Origin of the sequence: Luteolibacter algae (assembly GCF_042683045.1) — a bacterium.
Lineage (GTDB): Bacteria > Verrucomicrobiota > Verrucomicrobiia > Verrucomicrobiales > Akkermansiaceae > Luteolibacter > Luteolibacter algae.
In genome coordinates, this window is the sequence record NZ_JBHUIT010000003.1 from 327,216 (window position 1) to 346,763 (window position 19,548).

Here is a 19,548-nt window from a genome sequence, read left to right on the forward strand (position 1 = left end):
TTATTGAGTTGGTGAGGACTCCTGAATGGTGGCATCGAACTCAGACATCCGCTTCTGCAGTTCCTCCACCTTTTCAGGATGTGAGCTGTAGAGATTGATCTTCTCGGAAGGATCATTCTCCAGATTGAAGAGCATTGGCTTGGCAGCCAGCACTTTCTTACCCTTTTGATTGCGATCGCCTTTGAGCAGGAGCTTCCAGTCGCCCACGCGGATTCCATCAATCGTCGGCTGGGTAGCCTGATAGTAGGCATTCATATTTCGCGGAGATGACTCGGTTTTTCCGGAAAAGAGCCCACTCACATCGTATCCGTCATAAACGCGGTCGGACGGAAGGTCAGCCCCGATGTAGGCTGCGAAGGTCGGGAAAAGATCGAGCGCGGAAACCATTTCCCCGCAGACTTTGCCGGCCTGCACTTCGCCGGGTGACCAGATGATCGTCGGCACGCGGACACCTCCTTCGAAAGTTGTGAATTTCCTTCCCCGCAGGCTTCCTGCCGAGCCGCTAGCCGGCCCATTATCGGAGGTATAGATGACAAATGTGTCCTGATCGATTCCCGCTTCCTTCAGTGCTTTCATCACCTGGCCAACGCTCCAGTCCATTTCATGGATCGCATCGCAATAGGGATTTTCGCCGGATCCCTTGAATTCATCCGAGGAAAAGATGGGAACGTGGGGCATGGCATGCGCGAGATATAGGAAAAACCTCCGTTCCCTGTTCTCATGAATGAAGCGAACCGCCTCCTCGGTATAACGTTTCGTCAGCTGACTCTGATCCACCGGATATTCGATCACTTCGTTGTCACGCATCAGCGGAGCGAGATCCTTCCGAGATCTGGAATCCGCCTGTATTGCAGCTAGATCCTTCCGCAGGCGCTCCTCCGTCCACCCTTCCGCAAATTTGATATTCCCGGCGTAGGTCAGGTCCGGGGACGTGGACATATTATTGCTGTAGGGAATGCCAAAATAGGAATCAAAGCCCTGTTGGGTCGGCAGATATTGCTTAAGGTGCCCCAGATGCCACTTACCCACGGCAGCGGTGGCGTAGCCTTTGCTTTTCATCAATTCAGCAACGGTCAATTCGCTCGGTGGCAGTCCGGTCTCCGAATGCGGGAACAAAACCCTCGGGACTCCTACCCGTTTTGGCATGCGGCCGGTCAGCAGGCCCGCGCGTGACGGCGAGCAAACAGATGACGCCATGTAGAAGCTTGTCATTCGCATCCCTTCGCTGGCCAGGGCATCAATGTTCGGCGATTTTATCCGCTGTGAGCCGAAGCAGCTCAAGTCTCCATAGCCTTGATCGTCCGCCAGGATCACGATGAAATTTTTCGGTGCAGCCGTTAGTGCTGTGCTGAGCCCGATCATTGCGAATGTCGCCAGGCAGCCTAGTAAATGTGGTTTGTGCATAATTCAGTTTATCGATTGATTGTTGGGCCGCGGTTTATTCGGCAACGATCTGAAATTGCCCGAGCTGGCAGGAAATTTCTTCGGTCTTCGATGCATCGTGCTTGTGGGCCTGCGCGGAAAGCGGGCCCGAGCCGAGCGCCCACATGAGGCTCAGGAAAATTAGTTTTCTCATCATCATCTTTTTGTCAATTGAATAGGTATCTTGGCCACTGGCATTACCGTTTCCCGGTCGTGGTTCCCAAGTCATAGGTAAAGCTCCGGGAGGCGCTCTGATCGATATCTCCAATGACTTTTTCCAATTCGCCACGGATTTTCCGAGCGTGGGAATCGATCTTCTCTGGTGTCAGCGGACGCTTTTCGAGCTCATCGGCGGGAACGTCATAAAATGCTCCGTCCGCATAAAGTTTGTAGGTTTTGTTCCGCGCGTAGACTTTGGCGCTTCCGTTTCGCTTCCCATCGCGCTGATACCAACAATAAATCCACTCCCGCGGCGTGCCCGGCTCGCCTCTTAGGATTGGGAGAAAACTTCGCCCGTCGATCACCCGATCCGTTGGCACTTGGGCACCGCCCAATTCGGAAAAAGTCGGCAAAAGATCGGAGAAATCGATCAACTCATGGCTCACTTGTTCCGGCTTGATGGTCCCCGGCCAATGCGCGACAAACGGGACGTGCGTGCCGGCATTCGGCGTAGTGCCTTTGCCTCCCTTCAGAGACTTCCCGTTAAACGGAGACGTGATGTGTTTATCAGTCCCGTTATCGCAGGTGAAAATCAGCAAGGTATTCTCACGGACTCCCGCATCCACGAGAGATTGTTCGATCTTCCCGACCATCTTGTCCGCATACGCCACCATATCGCGGAAATAGTAGGTCTTCAGGTCGAGATCCGTCTCCTGCTTGTTCCACTTCTTCCCATCCGGCGTTTGATGAAACGGGAAATGTGGTAGCAGCATGGGATAGTAGACGAAGAATGGCTCTTTCCTGTCCTTCCCAATAAAATCCACGATGTAGTCGGTGACGACATCCGGGCCGTATTTCCCGGGAAAATCCATTTCTTCACCATTGATCTCCAAGCCTGGATCAGCATACCGCGAGGGACGCCGTGTCAGTTGCCAGAGGCAATACTCATCGAAGCCGAAATTCCGTGGACCTTCGAGCCCACCTTCCAACTGCCACTTTCCGGCGATACACGTTTTATAGCCAGCGTCCTGCAGCACATTTCCAAAGGTGATTTCGTTCGGATTCAGCGCAGCGAAGCCTGTGTAGTTCCTTGGATTATAACGGCCCGTCATAATTTGCACACGGGATGGTGTGCAGACAGGCTGCGAGTAAGCGTGCTCGAAACGCATTCCCTGTGCGGCCAGGCGATTGAGATTCGGCGTCTCGTAGAAGGTGGAGCCATTGGCTCCCAGACATTCATAGCCCATGTCATCCGCCATGATCAGCACGATGTTGGGCTTTGAGGCAGCGGTGAGTGAGATGATCCCGGCCTGTAAAACAGAAATGGAGATGGAAATATATTTTGTCATGTGGTTCCGGTGAAGTGCACCAAGTATTTTTATAGGCCTATTGAATGAATTCCGGAATCGACGCGCCCGCTTCGGGAAAATACCCGCGGTTCCCAAAGGGAAAGAACATCTTGCATTGATTCTCTTCGATGATTGCCTTTTCCGATGCATTGCATGCGAGCGCTCCCAGGCAGAGGGCTGCAAGAATGGAAGACCAAACCGGCACCGTCATACTTCTAGTTCTCGGAATCATTGTCTCTGGTATACTCTTTCTCCTCCTCCATCCATTCCAGTTTTCCCACCCTTACGCTTCTGGTCGGCCATTCTGCACTGGAGAGAGCCAGGAAAAGGCTGATGAGGTGAATGCGCTTTTTTACTTTCCCCACCTCTTGTTCCAGATTTCCGAAAGGGCTTTCACACGCTCAGGATTTTTATCGGCGATGTTTTCGGTTTCGGTCCGGTTCTCGGACAGATCGTATAGCTCCCACTCCCCGCCATTTTCCTTCACCAGCTTGTAATCTCCTTTGATTACAGCCGCGGTGCCGGCATGCCGGAAAATATATGGATGATCCCACGGCACGGTTTCGCCATTCAAAACGGGCACCAATGAAAGGCTGTCATGTGGCATGATGAGATCACCGTTGAAAATCCTCGGGTATTCCGCGCCGGTCAGCTCCAGGCAGGTAGCCATAATATCGACCAAGTGCCCCCGCTGCTCTGTGAAGGAACCAGGCCGGGGCTTCAGGCCTGCCGGCCAATGCATGATGGCCGGAGTCATCGCTCCACCATTGTGGACATTCTTTTTGTAGCGCCGCATCGGGGTATTCTGCGCATTGGCCCAATAGGGACCTACCGCGCTGAAGGTCAGCGGGCCGCCCATTTCAACGCTGAAATCATTTCCCTCGGCGATGGTCTCCCCACGCTCCCGGGCCTTGGCGACGATATGTGAGGCAGAGCCTCCTTCTTTCGGAACTTCCGCACATGCGCCGTTGTCATTTACAAATATGATCAGGGTATTCTCAAAGTTTCCTGTGCGTTTAAGCGCTTCCACGATGCGACCGATATTCTGTTCCATAATATCCACCATCGCGGCATAAATCGCCATCTGCCGCGCATACCATTTCTTTTCCTTCACATCCTCCCATTTCGGGACTCCGGGTTCCATCGGAGGAAGTGGGTAACGCTTTGCATCGATCACTCCCATCTTGAGCATTCGCTCATAGCGTTCCCGCCGCAGAACCTCCCAGCCCTCCTGATAGCGATCTATATATTTTTGGATCATTTCTTCCGGCGCATGCATTGGCCAATGGGGCGCCGTAAACGCTACATATTGAAAAAATGGTTTTCCGCTTTTGGCAAAATCCTCGATCTGGCGGACAGCCTACTCTCCAATACGATCCGTGTAGTAGAAACCTTCTTCTGCGGCGATCTCCTTGTCATCGCGGGTCAATGAATGCGGATCATAAAACGAACCGGCTCCGGACAAAGTTCCGAAGTAATGATCAAAGCCACGCTGGAATGGTGCGTATGGAGAGGCGGGTCCGTCCGCTTTGTCAGCCACGTGCCATTTCCCGACCATCCCGGTGTTGTAGCCAACGGTCTTGAGCAATTGCGGGATAATCACGTTTTTCGGACGGTCCAGCCACTCCACATGGCAGCCACTCAGCAGTGCGGAACGGGATACCCAGCAGCGGGCCGAATTGTAATACTCGCGGAATCTCAGACCATTCGCAGCCAGGGAATCCAGAGAGGGTGTCTCGATCTCACTTCCGTAGCACCCCAGGTCTGAATACCCAAGGTCATCAGAAAGGATTACGATGATATTCGGACGTTCTGCGGCGACTGCTCGCATTGGCACGCTTATCAGTGCCACGAGTGCCAGAATAGATTTCAGGGAGGCCATAGAGGAAAGTTGATTGGATTTTTTTCAGAGAGCCGTGTCCGATGAGCACCATGCTACACGCTCATCTTAGGATGGATGAAGGTGCAGTCTGCACGAAACCCACCTCTCCGCCTACCTAGACAAAATACCGTATGTGACCCGGCGCTCTAAACCTAATCCAAATGCACGATCCCTCGCTTCACGGCGGCAATCGCAGCTTGCGTTCTGTCCGCCACGCCTAGCTTATCGATCATATTGGAAACATGCATCCGGACGGTGCCGCTGGATAGCGTCAATGCCTCCATGATCTCCTTGTTGCTACATCCCCGGACAATCAATTGAAGAACCTCCATCTCCCTCGGAGTCAGAGAGCTTTGTCCTTTCCGGAGCTCCAGCTTATCTGCGATTCCCGGTGGAAAGTAGTGTTGACCAGCAGCCAAAGAACGAATTGCCGCAGCGATTTGCCCGACCGCATCATCCTTTGGCAGGTAACCTTTTGCTCCGGCATTCCATGCGTTCCAAATATCCTCTTCTCCTTCGCAAATCGAGAGCAACAACACTTTTGCTTCGGGGAATTCATCGACAATTTTCCGGCAAGCAGTCACTCCATCCTCCTTTGGCATGCGATAATCCATCGAGACCACATCCGGGCGCAATTCCCGGAAACGATCTCTAGCTTCCGATCCGTTGCTCGCCTCACCCACGATCTGGATATCCAGCTCTGCCTGGATCGTGTATCTCAGACCAGTGCGCAGCATGGCATTATCATCCACCACCAAAAGGGTAATCCGCTCACTCATCATTCCGTATCCTCCAAATTTTCGGCAATCGGGATACTCAGCTCTATACAGCTTCCCATGCCAAGCTCGCTTTTGATTAGGAGAGTGGTTTTCAAGCGGTTTGCCCGCTCCCGCATCCCAAGCAGTCCAAAGCGCCCGGAGGCGAATTCCGCAGCGGGATCGAATCCACAACCGTCATCCAAGATACTCACATCCAGAGTGGTTTCCGTATAGATCAACTCAATGCGCACAACCCGCGGATCCGCGTGCCGGAGCGCATTGGCTACCGCTTCACAAACCAAACGCAGCACCTGATGCTCCGCGGACAATGGCAACCTCGTGACCGGGCCTTCCACATCCACTTCAAGCTCAACCTCGCAGTCCGCAAACATGGAGCCGGCAATCATACGGATCGCCGCAGGCAGCTCCATCTCTTCCAAAACGCTCCCCCTCAGGTCTTGAATCGAGTTCCGCGATTCCCTGCTGCATCCTTCCAACATCGCCTGGGCCACCTTGACGGTTGGAAGCTCTTCCGGTGCATGCTTCGCGATTTTCTGGCGTATCACATTCAGCTGCAATTTCAATGCCTGCAGAGCCTGCTCCAGCGTATCGTGCAGTTCCCTGGCAATTCGCTGCCGTTCATTCAACACCGTCGCCCGTTCGATCTGATTCCGGATCATTCGGGTTTGCCGGGAAACGGTCCGCCGGAGGATGACAATCCAGATAAAAAACAAAACCGATAGCCCCGCACTAATCCCCACGATCCACAAGACGCGCCCTGTCGTCCACCACGGCGGAGCATCCATCACGGCAACATCCTCCACCCCTCTCAACTGCAACCACAAGGTATGGATGTTTCCGCGCGTGCGCCAACGGTCGGCCGGAGCAATCTCCAGATGGCAAATCCCCGACAAGCGCAGCGACGAGCCGACCAACCACTTCCTATCTGCTTCCTCCCCGGCGGGAAGCTTCGCCTTCACCAGATATTTGCCGGATCTGCACAGCAAAATTACCTCCTCCTCCGCGTGCTCTCCCTCGGAGCGAAAGGACTTCCCCACATCCACAAGCTGGGCCTCCAGCTCAACCAGCTGATAGTTAAGCCCAGCATTGATCGATCCCTTCAACTTCACCGCCACTGGATCGACCTTCTTCTGGGACGGCGCTTCAAGCCGCACATTACGCGCAAGCAAGGCCGGACCGAATGGTTCCGGAGTCACCAGGCCTACCAATTCCACCCGATCTCCCACGGAAACTTCCGCCGCCTTGAAAATCGACGCCTTAATACAAGCACGTTCGCCCCTCAGGAAAATTTCAGACTCCGTGGCGTGCGTCACAGTTCCATAAGTTTTCACCGGCTTTCGATAGTCATCCCCCACTCTCAGCAGCTCATGGATGGGAACTCTTTCCGGCTCCCCCATTTCCTCGGAAGAATAGTCCACGCTCAGACTTTCCAGGGAATTCACATAAAATATCCTCCCGGTAAACTGGCGCTCTTCGTTATAAAGTGTGCCGACCACTGCATCGAACCTTACCTGCCGATACATGATATCAAACAAACGCCCGCGTGTCTCCGGGCTGTCCGATAGCTGAACAAGCAACACGACTCCGTTCATGTTCAGCTCCAACATGATGATGCCATATTCCTCGTGGATTTTATAGGTAACAAAACACCCGCGAAGTCTCACCCAATCGCAATCGATCTTAGTGCTATGAAGCTCGTAAGGAAAAAACGGGCGAGCCTGTATCGGAGGACGATCTTCGATTTTTTCAATCCCATGGGCGAGGATCGATGGAGCAAATCCCCCGACCGCCGCTCCCCCCCGCACCCGCACCCAACTCCCCGCGCGAAAATCGGAAAACGGTAACCGCCCTTTGATATTTTGGACATAGATCCCGGCTTCACCATCATGTAAAAATAATCCGGCACCTTTGGAATGGATCCATAAGACCTGACCGACCACCTCCACCTCCACCTCCACCTCCACCTCCACCTCCACCTCCACCTCTTCCTCTTCCTGTATTTCATCAACCGCCAGCGGTAGCGAGCGAACCGCCGGAATCGTATGCTCTGCCGCCTCTACCAGAGAAATCGCACAAATGAACCCAACCAGTGCCCAGTACAACCTCGGACGTGAGCACATGAGTTTCGCAACAACCATACAACGAGAATTAAATGACGCTCGCGGACAGTGAAACAGTTTTTAAACGCTTCTAACAATGCCACCCGCCCGAATCGCACATACCTACCCCATCCATTGCCACAAACTTACGTAAACCAACAATATGGCCTGGGAAATCGCATATCCTCCGGACTTCAGTGCATCATCACGAAAAAGCCTCAAGTCCTTTATTTACAAGAACTTGGGGCGAAAATTTTGGAGGCGGAGGTGGGAATCGAACCCACGAATGACGGTTTTGCAAACCATTGCCTTACCACTTGGCGACTCCGCCGTTAAACCCGGCGCGGGAGGCGATTGATTACGCAAGAAAGGTAATCATGTCAATGCCCGGCTTAATAAAAACTAATTTTTTCCCTCACTTCCACTAGCGGAGCAGCATTTTCAAGCTATCCTTGCGCGTGCCCAAGAAGTCGGAAAAAACCACAAAAGCTCCAGTCATCGCCCTCCGTGGCTGCCATCAGCATAACTTACGCGGACTAGACCTTGATATTCCACTTGGGAAACTGACGGTTGTCACAGGACCTTCCGGCTCTGGAAAATCCTCGCTGGCATTCCACACTTTGTATGCCGAAGGACAGCGCCGCTATGTCGAGACCTTCTCCCCTTATGTCAGACAGTTTTTCGACCGGATGGACAAGCCCTTGGTCGATTCGATCGATGGCATCCCTCCCGCCATCGCCATTGAGCAGAAAAACCACGTGCGGACTACCCGATCCACCGTTGGCACATTGACAGAAATCAACGATTATCTGAAACTACTCTTTCCCCGCCTGGCGATCGGCTACGACCCGGATAGCGGCGAAGTCATCCAGCCAGATTCACCGGAATCCGCAGCTGGATGGGCTATGGAAAACCTTTTGGGCGAGGATATTCTGATCACTTTTCCGATTCCCGTTCCGGCTGATGCAAAGCCTGAGGAACTTTTCCCTTTCCTCAACTCCCAGGGCTATCTCCGGGTTCACATCAAAGGTGAAACCTATCGCACGGATGAAGCTCCGCCCTCTAAAATCCCGCCTTCACTGTCAGTCATCCAAGACCGGTTGAAAATCACTCGGGAAGGCTTCTCCCGCCTGCTGGAAGCACTGGAAGCTGCTTTCGCACTGGGAAAAGGGCATGCGGCAGTTTTTCACAAGGAGAAATCCAGAGCATTTTCCTCCACGTGGACAAATCCAAGAACCGGATTCACGTTACGCGCTCCCACCCCGGCCCTTTTTTCCTTCAATTCCCCGTTGGGAGCCTGCCCGGTATGCCGGGGCTTCGGGCGGGTGATCGGGATAGATTTGGACAAAGCGGTTCCCGATGAAACTCTCTCGATCAAAGCTGGAGCTATCAAACCTTTCCAAGGAGACCGCGGGGAAGAATGCCAGCGGGATTTGATCCGCAATTGTAAGGAACGCGGGATCGATCTCAATACCCCGTGGGAGGATCTGGATGAAGAAGTCCGTGAGTGGATCTACTACGGTGACCGTAAAACCCATTGCCCCGAGGATCTGGAAGAGCTCTGGCAATCCGGGGGATGGTATGGAGTGAAAGGGTTTTTCGACTGGCTCGAGACCAAGGTATACAAGATGCACGTCAGGGTTTTTCTCTCCCGCTACCGTTCCTACACCACCTGTGGCACCTGCCGGGGAAAACGCCTCCAGCCGGAATCGCTTTGTTTTAAAATCGATGGAAAAACACTCCCGGATCTCTGGCAGCTCCCCATCAGCGAGCTCCTTGAGTTTTCTTCCAATCTCCTGGTCACCCACGCAGAACGGGCGGAGAAGGAATCCACTCTCAAGCTCGTCCTTAAAGAGATCAATTCACGCCTTCATTACCTCGATCAAGTCGGGCTGAGTTATCTCACGCTTGATCGTGCCACCCGCACACTCTCCGGAGGAGAAGTGGAACGGGTCAATCTGACAACCTGCCTCGGAGCCTCACTGACAGGGACACTCTTCGTCCTTGATGAGCCGACCGTGGGGCTTCACCCACGAGATATCGATCGGCTGGTAGGAGTGATGCACGGCCTGCGGGACAAAGGGAATACCTTGGTCGTTGTCGAGCATGAGCAGACTGTCATGCAAGCGGCTGACCATCTAGTCGATATCGGCCCGGGAGCAGGACAATACGGAGGCACCATCATCTTCGAAGGAAATGTATCGACCCATGGCGGAGCAGGAAAAGAATGCTCTGGAAAGAGCATCGGCACCCTACCGTGGCTGTCCGGTGAACGCTCCATCGCAGTCCCGCGGGAGCGCCGCAAACCGGGCAAAGAAAAGATCCTCGTTAAAGGTGCCTCGCGGCATAATATCAAGAAGCTCGATGCGGAAATCCCGCTAGGCCTATTTGTCTGTCTTACCGGTGTTTCGGGCTCTGGCAAATCCACCTTTTCCCATGAAATTCTTTATCTCAACATTGCGCGAAAGCTCGGGATCGAGACCAATGAAGAGCCCGCTCCTGTCAAGGAGCTATTAGGGACGCAGTATATCGATGGCGTGGAGCTTGTCGATCAGACTGCCGTGGCACGCACACCGCGCTCCACTCCCGCCGTCTTTCTCGGGGCGTTTGATCCCATCCGCCAGCTTTTCGCCAACACGCCTGATGCGAAGTCACGTGAGTTGAAGACAGGATTTTTCTCCTTCAATTCCGGAGAAGGCCGCTGCGACCGGTGCGCCGGCAATGGCTTCGAGAAAGTGGAGATGCAATTTCTTTCAGACATCTACGTCACCTGCCCGGATTGCGAAGGTAAGCGCTACAAGCCATCCACATTGGAATACAAATACCTTGGAAAATCCATCCATGACATTCTCGATTCCACGGTTACCGAAGCAATCGATTTCTATCAAAACAAAGAAGGTATCCCCGCTTCTCACGCAAAACGCCACGATCAAATCATCAATATACTCACCCCTCTTGTCGAGGTGGGGCTCGGTTACCTGAAGCTCGGTCAGGCTCTCAACACACTATCCGGTGGTGAGTCACAACGGCTCAAACTCTGCCAGCTGCTTTCCTCCTCCGCCACAGGGAAGAAATTACTAATCCTCGATGAGCCCACCACCGGACTTCACTTCTCCGACATTGAAAACCTGCTTTCCGTTTTCCAGAAGCTCGTGGATTCCGGTCACTCTCTTCTCGTCATCGAGCATAATCTGGATGTGATCAAATCCGCGGATTGGATCCTGGACCTGGGACCCGAGGCCGGCAAACACGGCGGCAAACTCGTGGCCCAAGGCTCTCCAGAACAAGTCGCCGAGGCAGAAACGCCGACCGCGATTTATATCAAATCCGCGCTCGCAGGCAAGCAGTTGGAAGCCTCCGGTCCGGCGAGTGAGCTCCCACTCCCCGCAACGGACTCTACCAAAATCACCCTCCGCGGTGCCCGTCATCACAATCTAAAAAACATTTCGGTGGATATTCCCCGCGACGAGTTGGTCGTTGTATCGGGCCTGTCAGGATCCGGGAAATCCACCTTGGCCTTCGACATCCTTTTTGCAGAAGGCCAACGCCGTTTCCTTGATTCCATGTCCGCCTACGCTCGGCAATTTGCGGAACAACTGGAAAAACCGGAAATCGACCAACTCCAGGGCCTCCCACCCACCGTTGCCATCGAGCAACGCGTTTCCCAGGGCGGCGGCAAATCCACTGTGGCGACCGTCACGGAACTATGGAATTTCATCCGCTTACTTTACTCGAAACTCGGGACACTTTACTGCCCGGATTGCCAGGTCCCCGTGGAGAAGCAATCGGTTTCCGCCATTGAAAAAAAGATCCTCTCGGAGCTAAAGAAAGGTTCCATCAAGATTCTAGCACCACTAATTCGCGGTAAAAAAGGTTATCATACGGAAATCGCGGCGTGGGCCTTGAAGCAAGGTTTTACCACACTTCTCGTAGATAAGCAGTTCAAGCAAGCGGAGGATTTCACCCGGCTCGAGCGCTTCGTCGAGCATGATATAGATGTAGTCGTCACAGACACTGCGCGGATGACGGATCGCTCGGCGCTCAGCTCAGAGCTCTCCCGCGCCCTCGAAATAGGCAAAGGACTCATCAAGCTATTCACCGCGGATAAGAAGTTCATGCTGCTCTCGACAGATAACAGTTGTCCTTCCTGTAACCGATCCTTCGAGGAACTTGATCCACGGCTGTTTTCGTTCAATTCCCCGCACGGATGGTGCCAGGAATGCCGCGGCCACGGCAAGGTCCCCAAAAAGCGCAGAGCAGCGCTCGATACCGCACGCTTCGATTCTGTTCTCGAGGCTGAGATGGATGCAGATCGATCGATCGACCGGATGGATGACACAGACCTTGTGCTATGCCCGTCATGCGATGGTTCCCGCTTGAACCCCGTCGGTTCATCGGTCCGCCTGGCGGCATCCCGGGCTTCCAAGGCGAAATCATCATCCTCCACATCCATCGCAGATCTATCGTTCCTATCAATCAACGATGCCTCGGGTCATTTTCAAAAACTGAAATTCACCGCTGAGCGCGAGAAATTGATTGCCCGCGACATTCTGCCAGAGATCGGCCAGCGCCTGGCATTCCTGCAGGAAGTCGGCTTGGGTTATCTGAGTCTGAACCGCTCTGGCAATACTCTCTCCGGTGGTGAATCACAGCGTATCCGATTGGCCGCCCAGTTGGGCTCCAACCTCCGCGGGGTGCTGTATGTTCTGGACGAGCCAACGATCGGCCTCCACCCGCGCGATAATTCCGCTTTGCTCAAAACACTCATCGCACTACGTGATCAAGGCAACTCACTGATCATCGTCGAGCATGATGAAGACACCATCGCGGCAGCCGACCACTTGATCGATCTAGGTCCGGGAGCGGGAAGACTTGGCGGCGAGATCGTCTATCAAGGATTACCACCGCGGCTTGCCAGTGCTCCACCTTCCACGGAACAAAACGTGAAGAGCCGAAAATTCAGCGCTTCCGGGGAGACTGAAACCTACGATCTGTCTAACTCTCCCACTTATCGTGCGCTAGCCCACCCCATCGACCATCCGACACGTGGCGAGCGCCGTAAAATCGCCAAAAGCCACCCCTTCATCAAGATCAAGGGATGCAACGCGAACAACCTGAAAGACATCGATGTCGAGATTCCACTCGCCCGCCTGACAGTTCTGACAGGTATTTCCGGCTCAGGAAAATCAACCCTGATGCACCAGTGCGTGGCCGCTTCCTTCGACCGCAAGACGAAGCAGAAAAGCTACAAATCCGTCTCCGGCCAGAAAACGATCAAATCCGTTTATGAGGTGGACCAATCCCCCATTGGCAAGACCTCCCGCTCCTGCCCCGCGACCTATGTGAAAGTCTTCGATCATATTCGGGCACTCTTCGCCCAGCTTCCGGAGGCGAGGATGCGTGGCTTCGATCCTTCGAGGTTTTCATTCAATACGGAAGGAGGACGCTGTCCGGAATGTAAGGGCAACGGCCGCGTGAAGCTGGAAATGGATTTCCTTCCATCCACATGGGTTCATTGTGAGGAATGCAACGGCATGCGCTATAATCCGGCCACGCTGGAGGTAACCTTCCGTGGGAAAAACATCGGTCAGGTCCTTGCAATGACCATCGACGAAGCCTCGGGATTTTTCGAGTCGCAGCCGAGAATCGCGCATCCATTGAAACTGATGGCGGACACTGGCCTCGGCTATCTCCAGCTCGGCCAGGCCTCCCCCACACTCTCAGGTGGCGAGGCACAGCGTATCAAACTCGTTTCCGAGCTCATCAAGGGACGCGGGATGAAGGCAACTCTCAATAATGCCCGGCTGACCACCAGGAACCTCTATCTCATCGAGGAACCCACGGTCGGACTCCATCTGGAGGATGTGAAACGCCTTATCGACATCCTCCACCGCCTCGCCGACGAAGGCCACACGGTCGTCGTTATCGAGCACCACATGGCCGTTGCCGCAGAAGCCGATTGGATCCTGGACATCGGCCCCGAAGCAGGAGAAGACGGAGGAAAAATCGTCGCCCAGGGGACTCCCGAAAAGGTCGCAAAATCCAAAACCTCAAGAACGGCACCGTTTTTGAAAGCCGCATTGGAGACTCACTAAGCGTGGAAGCTTCACTGAAAATCCTCTGGCTTGAGGTTTGATCGCAAAGAAATAGAGTCCTTGGCCAGATGAACGAAGTGAAGATCCGCGGCGCGCGCCAGCACCACCTGAAAAACCTCGATCTCAGCATCCCGAAGGGAAAGCTCACGGTGATCACAGGGCCGTCCGGCAGCGGAAAATCCTCTCTCGCGTTCGATACGATATATGCGGAAGGCCAGCGCCGCTACGTGGAATCGCTCTCCATTTATGCACGGCAGTTTCTTTCCCAACTGGAAAAGCCGGAGGTAGATTCCATCGAAGGTCTCAACCCGGCGATCGCCATTGAACAACGCGTCGGAGGACTTTCACCACGCTCAACGGTCGCTTCCGCCACGGAGATCTACGATTATCTACGTATTCTTTGGGCGGCGGCAGGTGTCCCGCATGATCCGATCACCGGCGAGCGCATGACCCGCATGGGTCCTTCGGAAATCATCACGGAGCTCGCCGCCCAACCGGAAGGCTCAAAGCTAATCATCCTAGCCGCAGTGCCGGATGCGGAAACCGCAGAGCCGGAGCGGCTTCTCGGAGATCTCCAGCGCCAAGGTTTTATACGAATCCGGCTCAATGGAGTCATCCAGGAAATCACCGAGGTATCGATCGACGATCCCGGCCCTCATAGAATCGAAATTGTCATCGACCGACTCGTAATCAGGGAGGGAATCGAGGCCCGGCTTGCCGATTCCATCGAGCTCGCCCTGCGCTTGTGCGGAGCCGAAGCCCGAGTGCTTTTGATGTCTCCTGAAGAAAGGGATTACCGTGAGCTCACCTTTCAAACATCCTACCGGAACCCTCGAACCGGAGAAATCTTCGGAGACCTCTCTCCACGTCATTTTTCTTTCAATACCCTTGAAGGCGCATGCCCGGATTGCGAGGGACTTGGCTGCAAAACCTGCGGCCAGTTGCGCTTGAAGAAAGAAATTCAGGCGGTGAAACTCGAAGGCCCGGCGGATGACTGGCTGGGTATCATGGAATTCTGCCAGCTCGGCATCGAGGAGGCCCGCAGCTGGATTTCCTTTCTCAAACACCGCCCGGCTCCTCTCGGAGAACTCGCCAGTGAAGTCGAGAAGCGCTTGTCATTTCTGGAAGATGTCGGCCTGGATTATCTCACGCTCGATCGCTCTTCCGGCACCCTGTCCGGTGGTGAAGTTCAGCGGATCAAGCTTGCCACGCAGCTTGGAGCAGGGCTTTCCGGAGTGATTTACGTTCTCGATGAGCCATCTATCGGCCTGCATTCATCAGATACCCAGCGGCTGATCACTGCTATTCTGCGCCTGCGCGATCTGGGAAATACGCTGATCGCGGTAGAACATGATGAGGAAATCATCCGTGCAGCGGATCACCTCATCGATATGGGGCCGGGAGCCGGGCCGCAGGGAGGCGAAATTCTGGCATCCGGTTCTCCCCTGGACATCGATTCACCGACCGGAAAATGGCTGCGTGGAGAAGTCCCGAAGTTCATTCCAAATAAACTATCGGCGGACGCTCCCAGTGAAAAACTTACGATCACCGGAGCACGCGAGCACAACCTCCGGAATCTTACTGTCGGGATCCCGCTGGGTAGGCTCACCGTTGTCAGCGGCCCCTCGGGATCGGGTAAATCCACGCTGATTAATGACATTCTGGCAAAGGCTCTCGCCCGGCATTTTCACAAGTCCAAGATCGATCCAGGTGAGCACGATGCGATCACCGGCATGGAACATATCGAGAAATTTGTCCTCGCAGATCAATCATCGATAGGCCGCAGCCCGCGCTCCAACCCGGCGACCTTTATGGGAGCATTCGATCTGATCCGCGATCTATTCGCAAAACTTCCGCTCTCGAAACAGCGCGGATACACGAAAGCCCGTTTTTCATTCAACGCAAAAGGCGGACGGTGCGAGCGCTGCCAAGGCAACGGGCGCTTGAAGATCGAAATGCATTTCCTCCCGGATGCGTGGACGGAATGCCCTGCGTGTCTGGGAAAAAGATTCAACCGCGAAACCCTTGAGGTCACCTACAAAGGAAAATCGATCGCCGAAATTCTCGAAATGTCTGTCGTGGATGCGAAAGTCCATTTCCGCCCGATTCCAAAGCTTTACCGGATGTTCCATACGATGGACGAGCTAGGCCTGGGTTACCTATCTCTCGGCCAGGCTGGAAACACGCTTTCCGGCGGGGAGTCCCAACGGCTCAAGCTCGCCCTGGAGATTTCCAAACCCAGCTCTCCGCATACGCTCTACCTTTTCGATGAGCCCACAACAGGTCTCCACTTCGGCGATGTCGATAAGCTGCTCAAAGCGATCTTCCATCTACGCGATGCCGGACACACTGTGATCGTCATCGAGCACCATCCGGATGTTATCGCCACGGCAGATCACCTGATCGAGCTCGGTCCAGGAGGCGGAAAAAATGGAGGCGAGCTGGTCAGGAGCTCAGATCACCGGAGTTGATCCAATAATTTTTACGGAGCGCAGCCTCTTGCCGACATATCCCTTCCCGAAGGGCCTATGCGGAACCTACACCTCTGCAAGAACCCAGACCTCACGCCGTATTACTCCCTGTAACTCCGTCTCTCCATGATCCGATTTTCCGTTCTAGCATCCCTATCACTTTCCTCCCTCCTACTGGGCCTCCACCTATCAGCAGCGGAGAAATCCGGCAATTTCCAGATGGGTGAGGGAAATGAATTGATCGTTCAAAACGGAATCATTCTACGCGAAGTCCCGGCCCCGGAAAATGGACAACTTCCAATGATCGCCGTAGGTCAGGCCAACGGGCATCATTTTCTTTTCGATCCGAACAAGATGACTTTGGAGGGAACATGGAGCGGCCAGTTTGGCAGAGTGGACCAAGCGGGAAATTTTGTTCCGTCCAATGAGAAAATGAAGGGCTTTTCTTTGGATCGCGCTCCGTGGACTTTTGGTGAGAAGCCTCGCTACGAGGCCAAAAGCACATTCATCGGAGCGGATGTCCGCGAAGGGAAAGTCGTTTTCAGCTACAAACTGGAAGTCCCGGAAGCCGATATGTCATGGGATATTGAGGAGAGCCCTGAATTTGTTACCGAGCAACTCCAGCGCATCCACTTCAAGATAAACCCCAGCAGACAAAACGACGAGTATCTCAACTATTGGCTGCATCAGACAGACTTTCGAAGAGTCACGACCGATGGGCAACAAAACCAACGTAATCTGCTAAAAAACCTCCTCCCGAACCAACGAAGCTTCACCATCAGTTTTCTACGCAACAAAGATACCCCCACCATCCCGAATGGCTATAGCGTGGACACGATTGAGATCCCCAGCATCGTCGAGCCATTTCGATTCGAACCTACCGATTTTGACTTTGCTGAAGATGGCACTCTGTATGTCTCCACCCGCACCGGAGGAATATGGGCGCGAAAAGATGGGAAATGGAAACTCTTCGCCGACGGTCTCGATGAGGTGAACGGCATCCGCAGCGCACCGGATGGAAGTGGAGTCTACGTCATGCAGAAACCGGAGCTAACACTCCTGAAAGACACCGATGGGAATGGCGTGGCGGATGTTTACCAAACGGTGGAAGACCGGTTCCGTTTCACCGGGCAGTATCACGAATTTGCCTACGGCCCGCGGATTAATTCAGCCGGAGAAATGTTCTTCTCGCTGGGGCTCAACGCCGGAGGAGCGTTTTCCGTAGCACCCGATGGTTACCCGAATCAGATGACCTCCCCTTTGGGTTATCGTGGCTGGGTCATGAAACACAGCCCGGATGGAAGCGTGACTCCATTTGCCTCAGGGCTAAGATCTCCCGCCGGAATCGGCATGAACTCCAAAGACGAACTTTTCGTAACCGATAACCAAGGCGACTGGATCGCTTCATCCTACCTCAGCCACGTCGAAGAGGGCGATTTTCTAGGGCATCCGGCAAGTTACTGGGACATGCCGGAATACGGTCTGACACCCCGGGTGATGGACTTCAGAAGTGTGAACGAGAAAATCGAATCGGTTCCACCCCTGGATCTGGATAAATTCGCGAAAATTCGCAAACGCCCCGCAGTCTTTCTGGCTCATGGAGACCTCACGAACTCTCCCGGCCATCCTTCATTTGCGCCAAAAACAGGCTTCGGGCCTTTCGCAGATCAGGCATTCATCGCGGATATTGCCCACCGCAACATCACCCGGGTGGCGCTGGAAAAAGTGGCTGGCGCGTATCAGGGCGCGGCATTCCCTTTCATCCGCCCGCTGGGTAGCGCCGCCTATTCCACGGCATTCGATCCAGAGGGCAACCTTTGGGTAGGCTCCGTCGGGCGGGGATGGGTTGCGGGAGATCCCTTGATCGAAGTCATCCGCTTCGATGAAACGCAGACTCCATTCGAAATGCACCACATCAGCCTTACAAAGGATGGTTTCGACATCCATTTCACGGAGGCTCTAAGCGAGGAATTACCCAAGGTAGAGGACATTTCCATCAATCACTACCAGTTCGAATACTGGGATGAATATGGCTCTGAACCAATCAACGAGTCCTTGGTCGGGATCACCGGGCTGCAGGTCTCGAAAGACCGGAAGGTGCTCTCCGTGAAGCTCCCGTTGGAAAAAGAATTCATCTACCAAATCCAACTTCCCGAGCTTGAATCCAAATCCGGACAAACGCTCGAAAACAATTACGCCTACTACACCCTGAACCGCCTCCAGCCATGAAATTACAGCTACTATCCATTGCATTGGTTCTCTCCACCACGGCTCCGTCCCATGCGGCGAAGCCACGCGACATCGTAGTCGGCGAAAAAACGCTGGTGCAGCGGGCTGTCATACCCGGCGCATCCTCGCGCGCAATCGCTGTGGGACAACCGGGCGGCTTCAACTATGCATTCGATGCGGTCAACGCCTCTCCACTTTTCTCGTGGCAGGGGGATTTCCTCGATTTCCGGGGGGAAGCCGATGGACGCGGCGGACAGGGAGTGAAAACCCTCGGTTCCCGGCAGACTTTCGGCACTGCGAAGAACCCTTTACGGATCGGAGCCGCAGACGCGGAACCTCGGACCCTTCGTTTCCACGGCTACCGGCGGGATGATCAAAGTGGTGAGCCGACATTTCTCTTTGAAGTCGACGGCCAGGAAATCGAACAAACTTTCACCTCTTCTGCCGAAGGGATCATCGAGACGACTTTATATTTCAAAGGCAAAAACGGCAAAGATCGATTCTACCTCCTTGATGCTGGCCGTCACGAAAAAGTCAGCCTCGGCAATGCTTTGGAATGGCAATCCCAAGGCATCATCAGGATCCCGGCAGATGCCGCACGCGCTGAGATCACGATTACACCAAAGGCACCGGAAAAGCCTTACAAGCGGGAGGTGGTGAAGCAGACCGGAGCAGAGCTTTTCCAGACATACTGCATCGCCTGTCATTCCACCGATGGCAGCAAGCTCATCGGCCCAACCTTCAAGGGCCTGTGGACCACGGAAAAAATGATCACCCGCAACGGCAAGGCTGAAACCATCGTTGCCGACGAAGCCTACGTGCGTGAATCCATACTCAAGCCTCAGGCGGCAATTGTGAAAGGCTACGAGGCCGTTCCCATGGCAGATCTCTCCGGTATACTCAGCACCAAGCAGGTGGATCTTCTCATCGACTTCCTAAAATCCCAGGAATAGCTGTTTCTGCGGCTGCCTTGGAGATTTTTTGCGATTCTGCTGTCCTCTCTATGACCTGGCTCCGGGCCAGCGAAACAGGCTGGGATGGGCTTCCTGCATGATTTTTCATG

9 protein-coding genes, 1 tRNA gene and 1 pseudogene are annotated in these 19,548 nt (G+C 54.1%); 4 read left to right on the forward strand and 7 right to left on the reverse strand.

The genetic code is table 11. The annotated features are described in order from the left end of the window. From ACFSSA_RS05640 to ACFSSA_RS05670, 7 genes and pseudogenes are all read right to left on the reverse strand, one after another. Positions 1–1,404: a sulfatase family protein gene (locus tag ACFSSA_RS05640; RefSeq protein ID WP_386819128.1), complete on the reverse strand. Its 1,404-nt coding sequence runs from the start codon at positions 1,402–1,404 to the stop codon at positions 1–3. Between the two features lie 34 nt (positions 1,405–1,438). Further along, the gene (locus ACFSSA_RS05645) at positions 1,439–1,582 is read right to left on the reverse strand and encodes a hypothetical protein (RefSeq protein ID WP_386819129.1); all 144 of its coding nucleotides are present in this window, start codon (positions 1,580–1,582) and stop codon (positions 1,439–1,441) included. Positions 1,583–1,619: 37 nt separating this feature from the next. Beyond that, positions 1,620–2,930 (reverse strand): sulfatase-like hydrolase/transferase, encoded by a 1,311-nt coding sequence (locus ACFSSA_RS05650; protein WP_386819131.1) that lies wholly within the window; start codon positions 2,928–2,930, stop codon positions 1,620–1,622. Between the two features lie 352 nt (positions 2,931–3,282). Further along, a pseudogene (locus ACFSSA_RS05655) lies at positions 3,283–4,812 on the reverse strand (arylsulfatase). A gap of 152 nt (positions 4,813–4,964) precedes the next feature. Continuing rightward, positions 4,965–5,594, reverse strand: coding sequence for a response regulator (locus tag ACFSSA_RS05660; protein ID WP_386819133.1), 630 nt, complete (start codon positions 5,592–5,594; stop codon positions 4,965–4,967). Next, positions 5,591–7,711 carry a sensor histidine kinase gene (locus ACFSSA_RS05665; RefSeq protein ID WP_386819135.1) on the reverse strand — a complete coding sequence of 707 codons (2,121 nt, stop codon included), beginning with the start codon at positions 7,709–7,711 and terminating at the stop codon, positions 5,591–5,593. Before ACFSSA_RS05665 ends, ACFSSA_RS05660 begins: the two co-directional genes overlap by 4 nt. A gap of 235 nt (positions 7,712–7,946) precedes the next feature. Beyond that, positions 7,947–8,021: transfer RNA gene (locus tag ACFSSA_RS05670), tRNA-Cys, on the reverse strand. Between the two features lie 127 nt (positions 8,022–8,148). Between ACFSSA_RS05670 and uvrA the strand changes: the two genes are divergently transcribed. The 4 genes from uvrA (at position 8,149) to ACFSSA_RS05690 (ending at position 19,438) form a co-directional block, all read left to right on the forward strand. After that, positions 8,149–13,785: an excinuclease ABC subunit UvrA gene (gene uvrA, locus ACFSSA_RS05675; RefSeq protein ID WP_386819137.1), complete on the forward strand. Its 5,637-nt coding sequence runs from the start codon at positions 8,149–8,151 to the stop codon at positions 13,783–13,785. 68 nt (positions 13,786–13,853) lie between these two features. Then, a complete protein-coding gene (locus ACFSSA_RS05680) occupies positions 13,854–16,256 on the forward strand; it encodes an excinuclease ABC subunit UvrA (protein ID WP_386819139.1) in 2,403 nt (800 codons plus the stop codon). 126 nt (positions 16,257–16,382) lie between these two features. Beyond that, complete coding sequence (locus ACFSSA_RS05685) at positions 16,383–18,485, forward strand: DUF7133 domain-containing protein (RefSeq protein ID WP_386819140.1); 2,103 nt, start codon at positions 16,383–16,385, stop codon at positions 18,483–18,485. Further along, a complete protein-coding gene (locus ACFSSA_RS05690; protein WP_386819142.1) occupies positions 18,482–19,438 on the forward strand; it encodes a c-type cytochrome in 957 nt (318 codons plus the stop codon). The genes ACFSSA_RS05685 and ACFSSA_RS05690 overlap by 4 nt, the downstream gene beginning before the upstream one ends. The last annotated feature ends 110 nt before the right edge of the window (positions 19,439–19,548 follow it).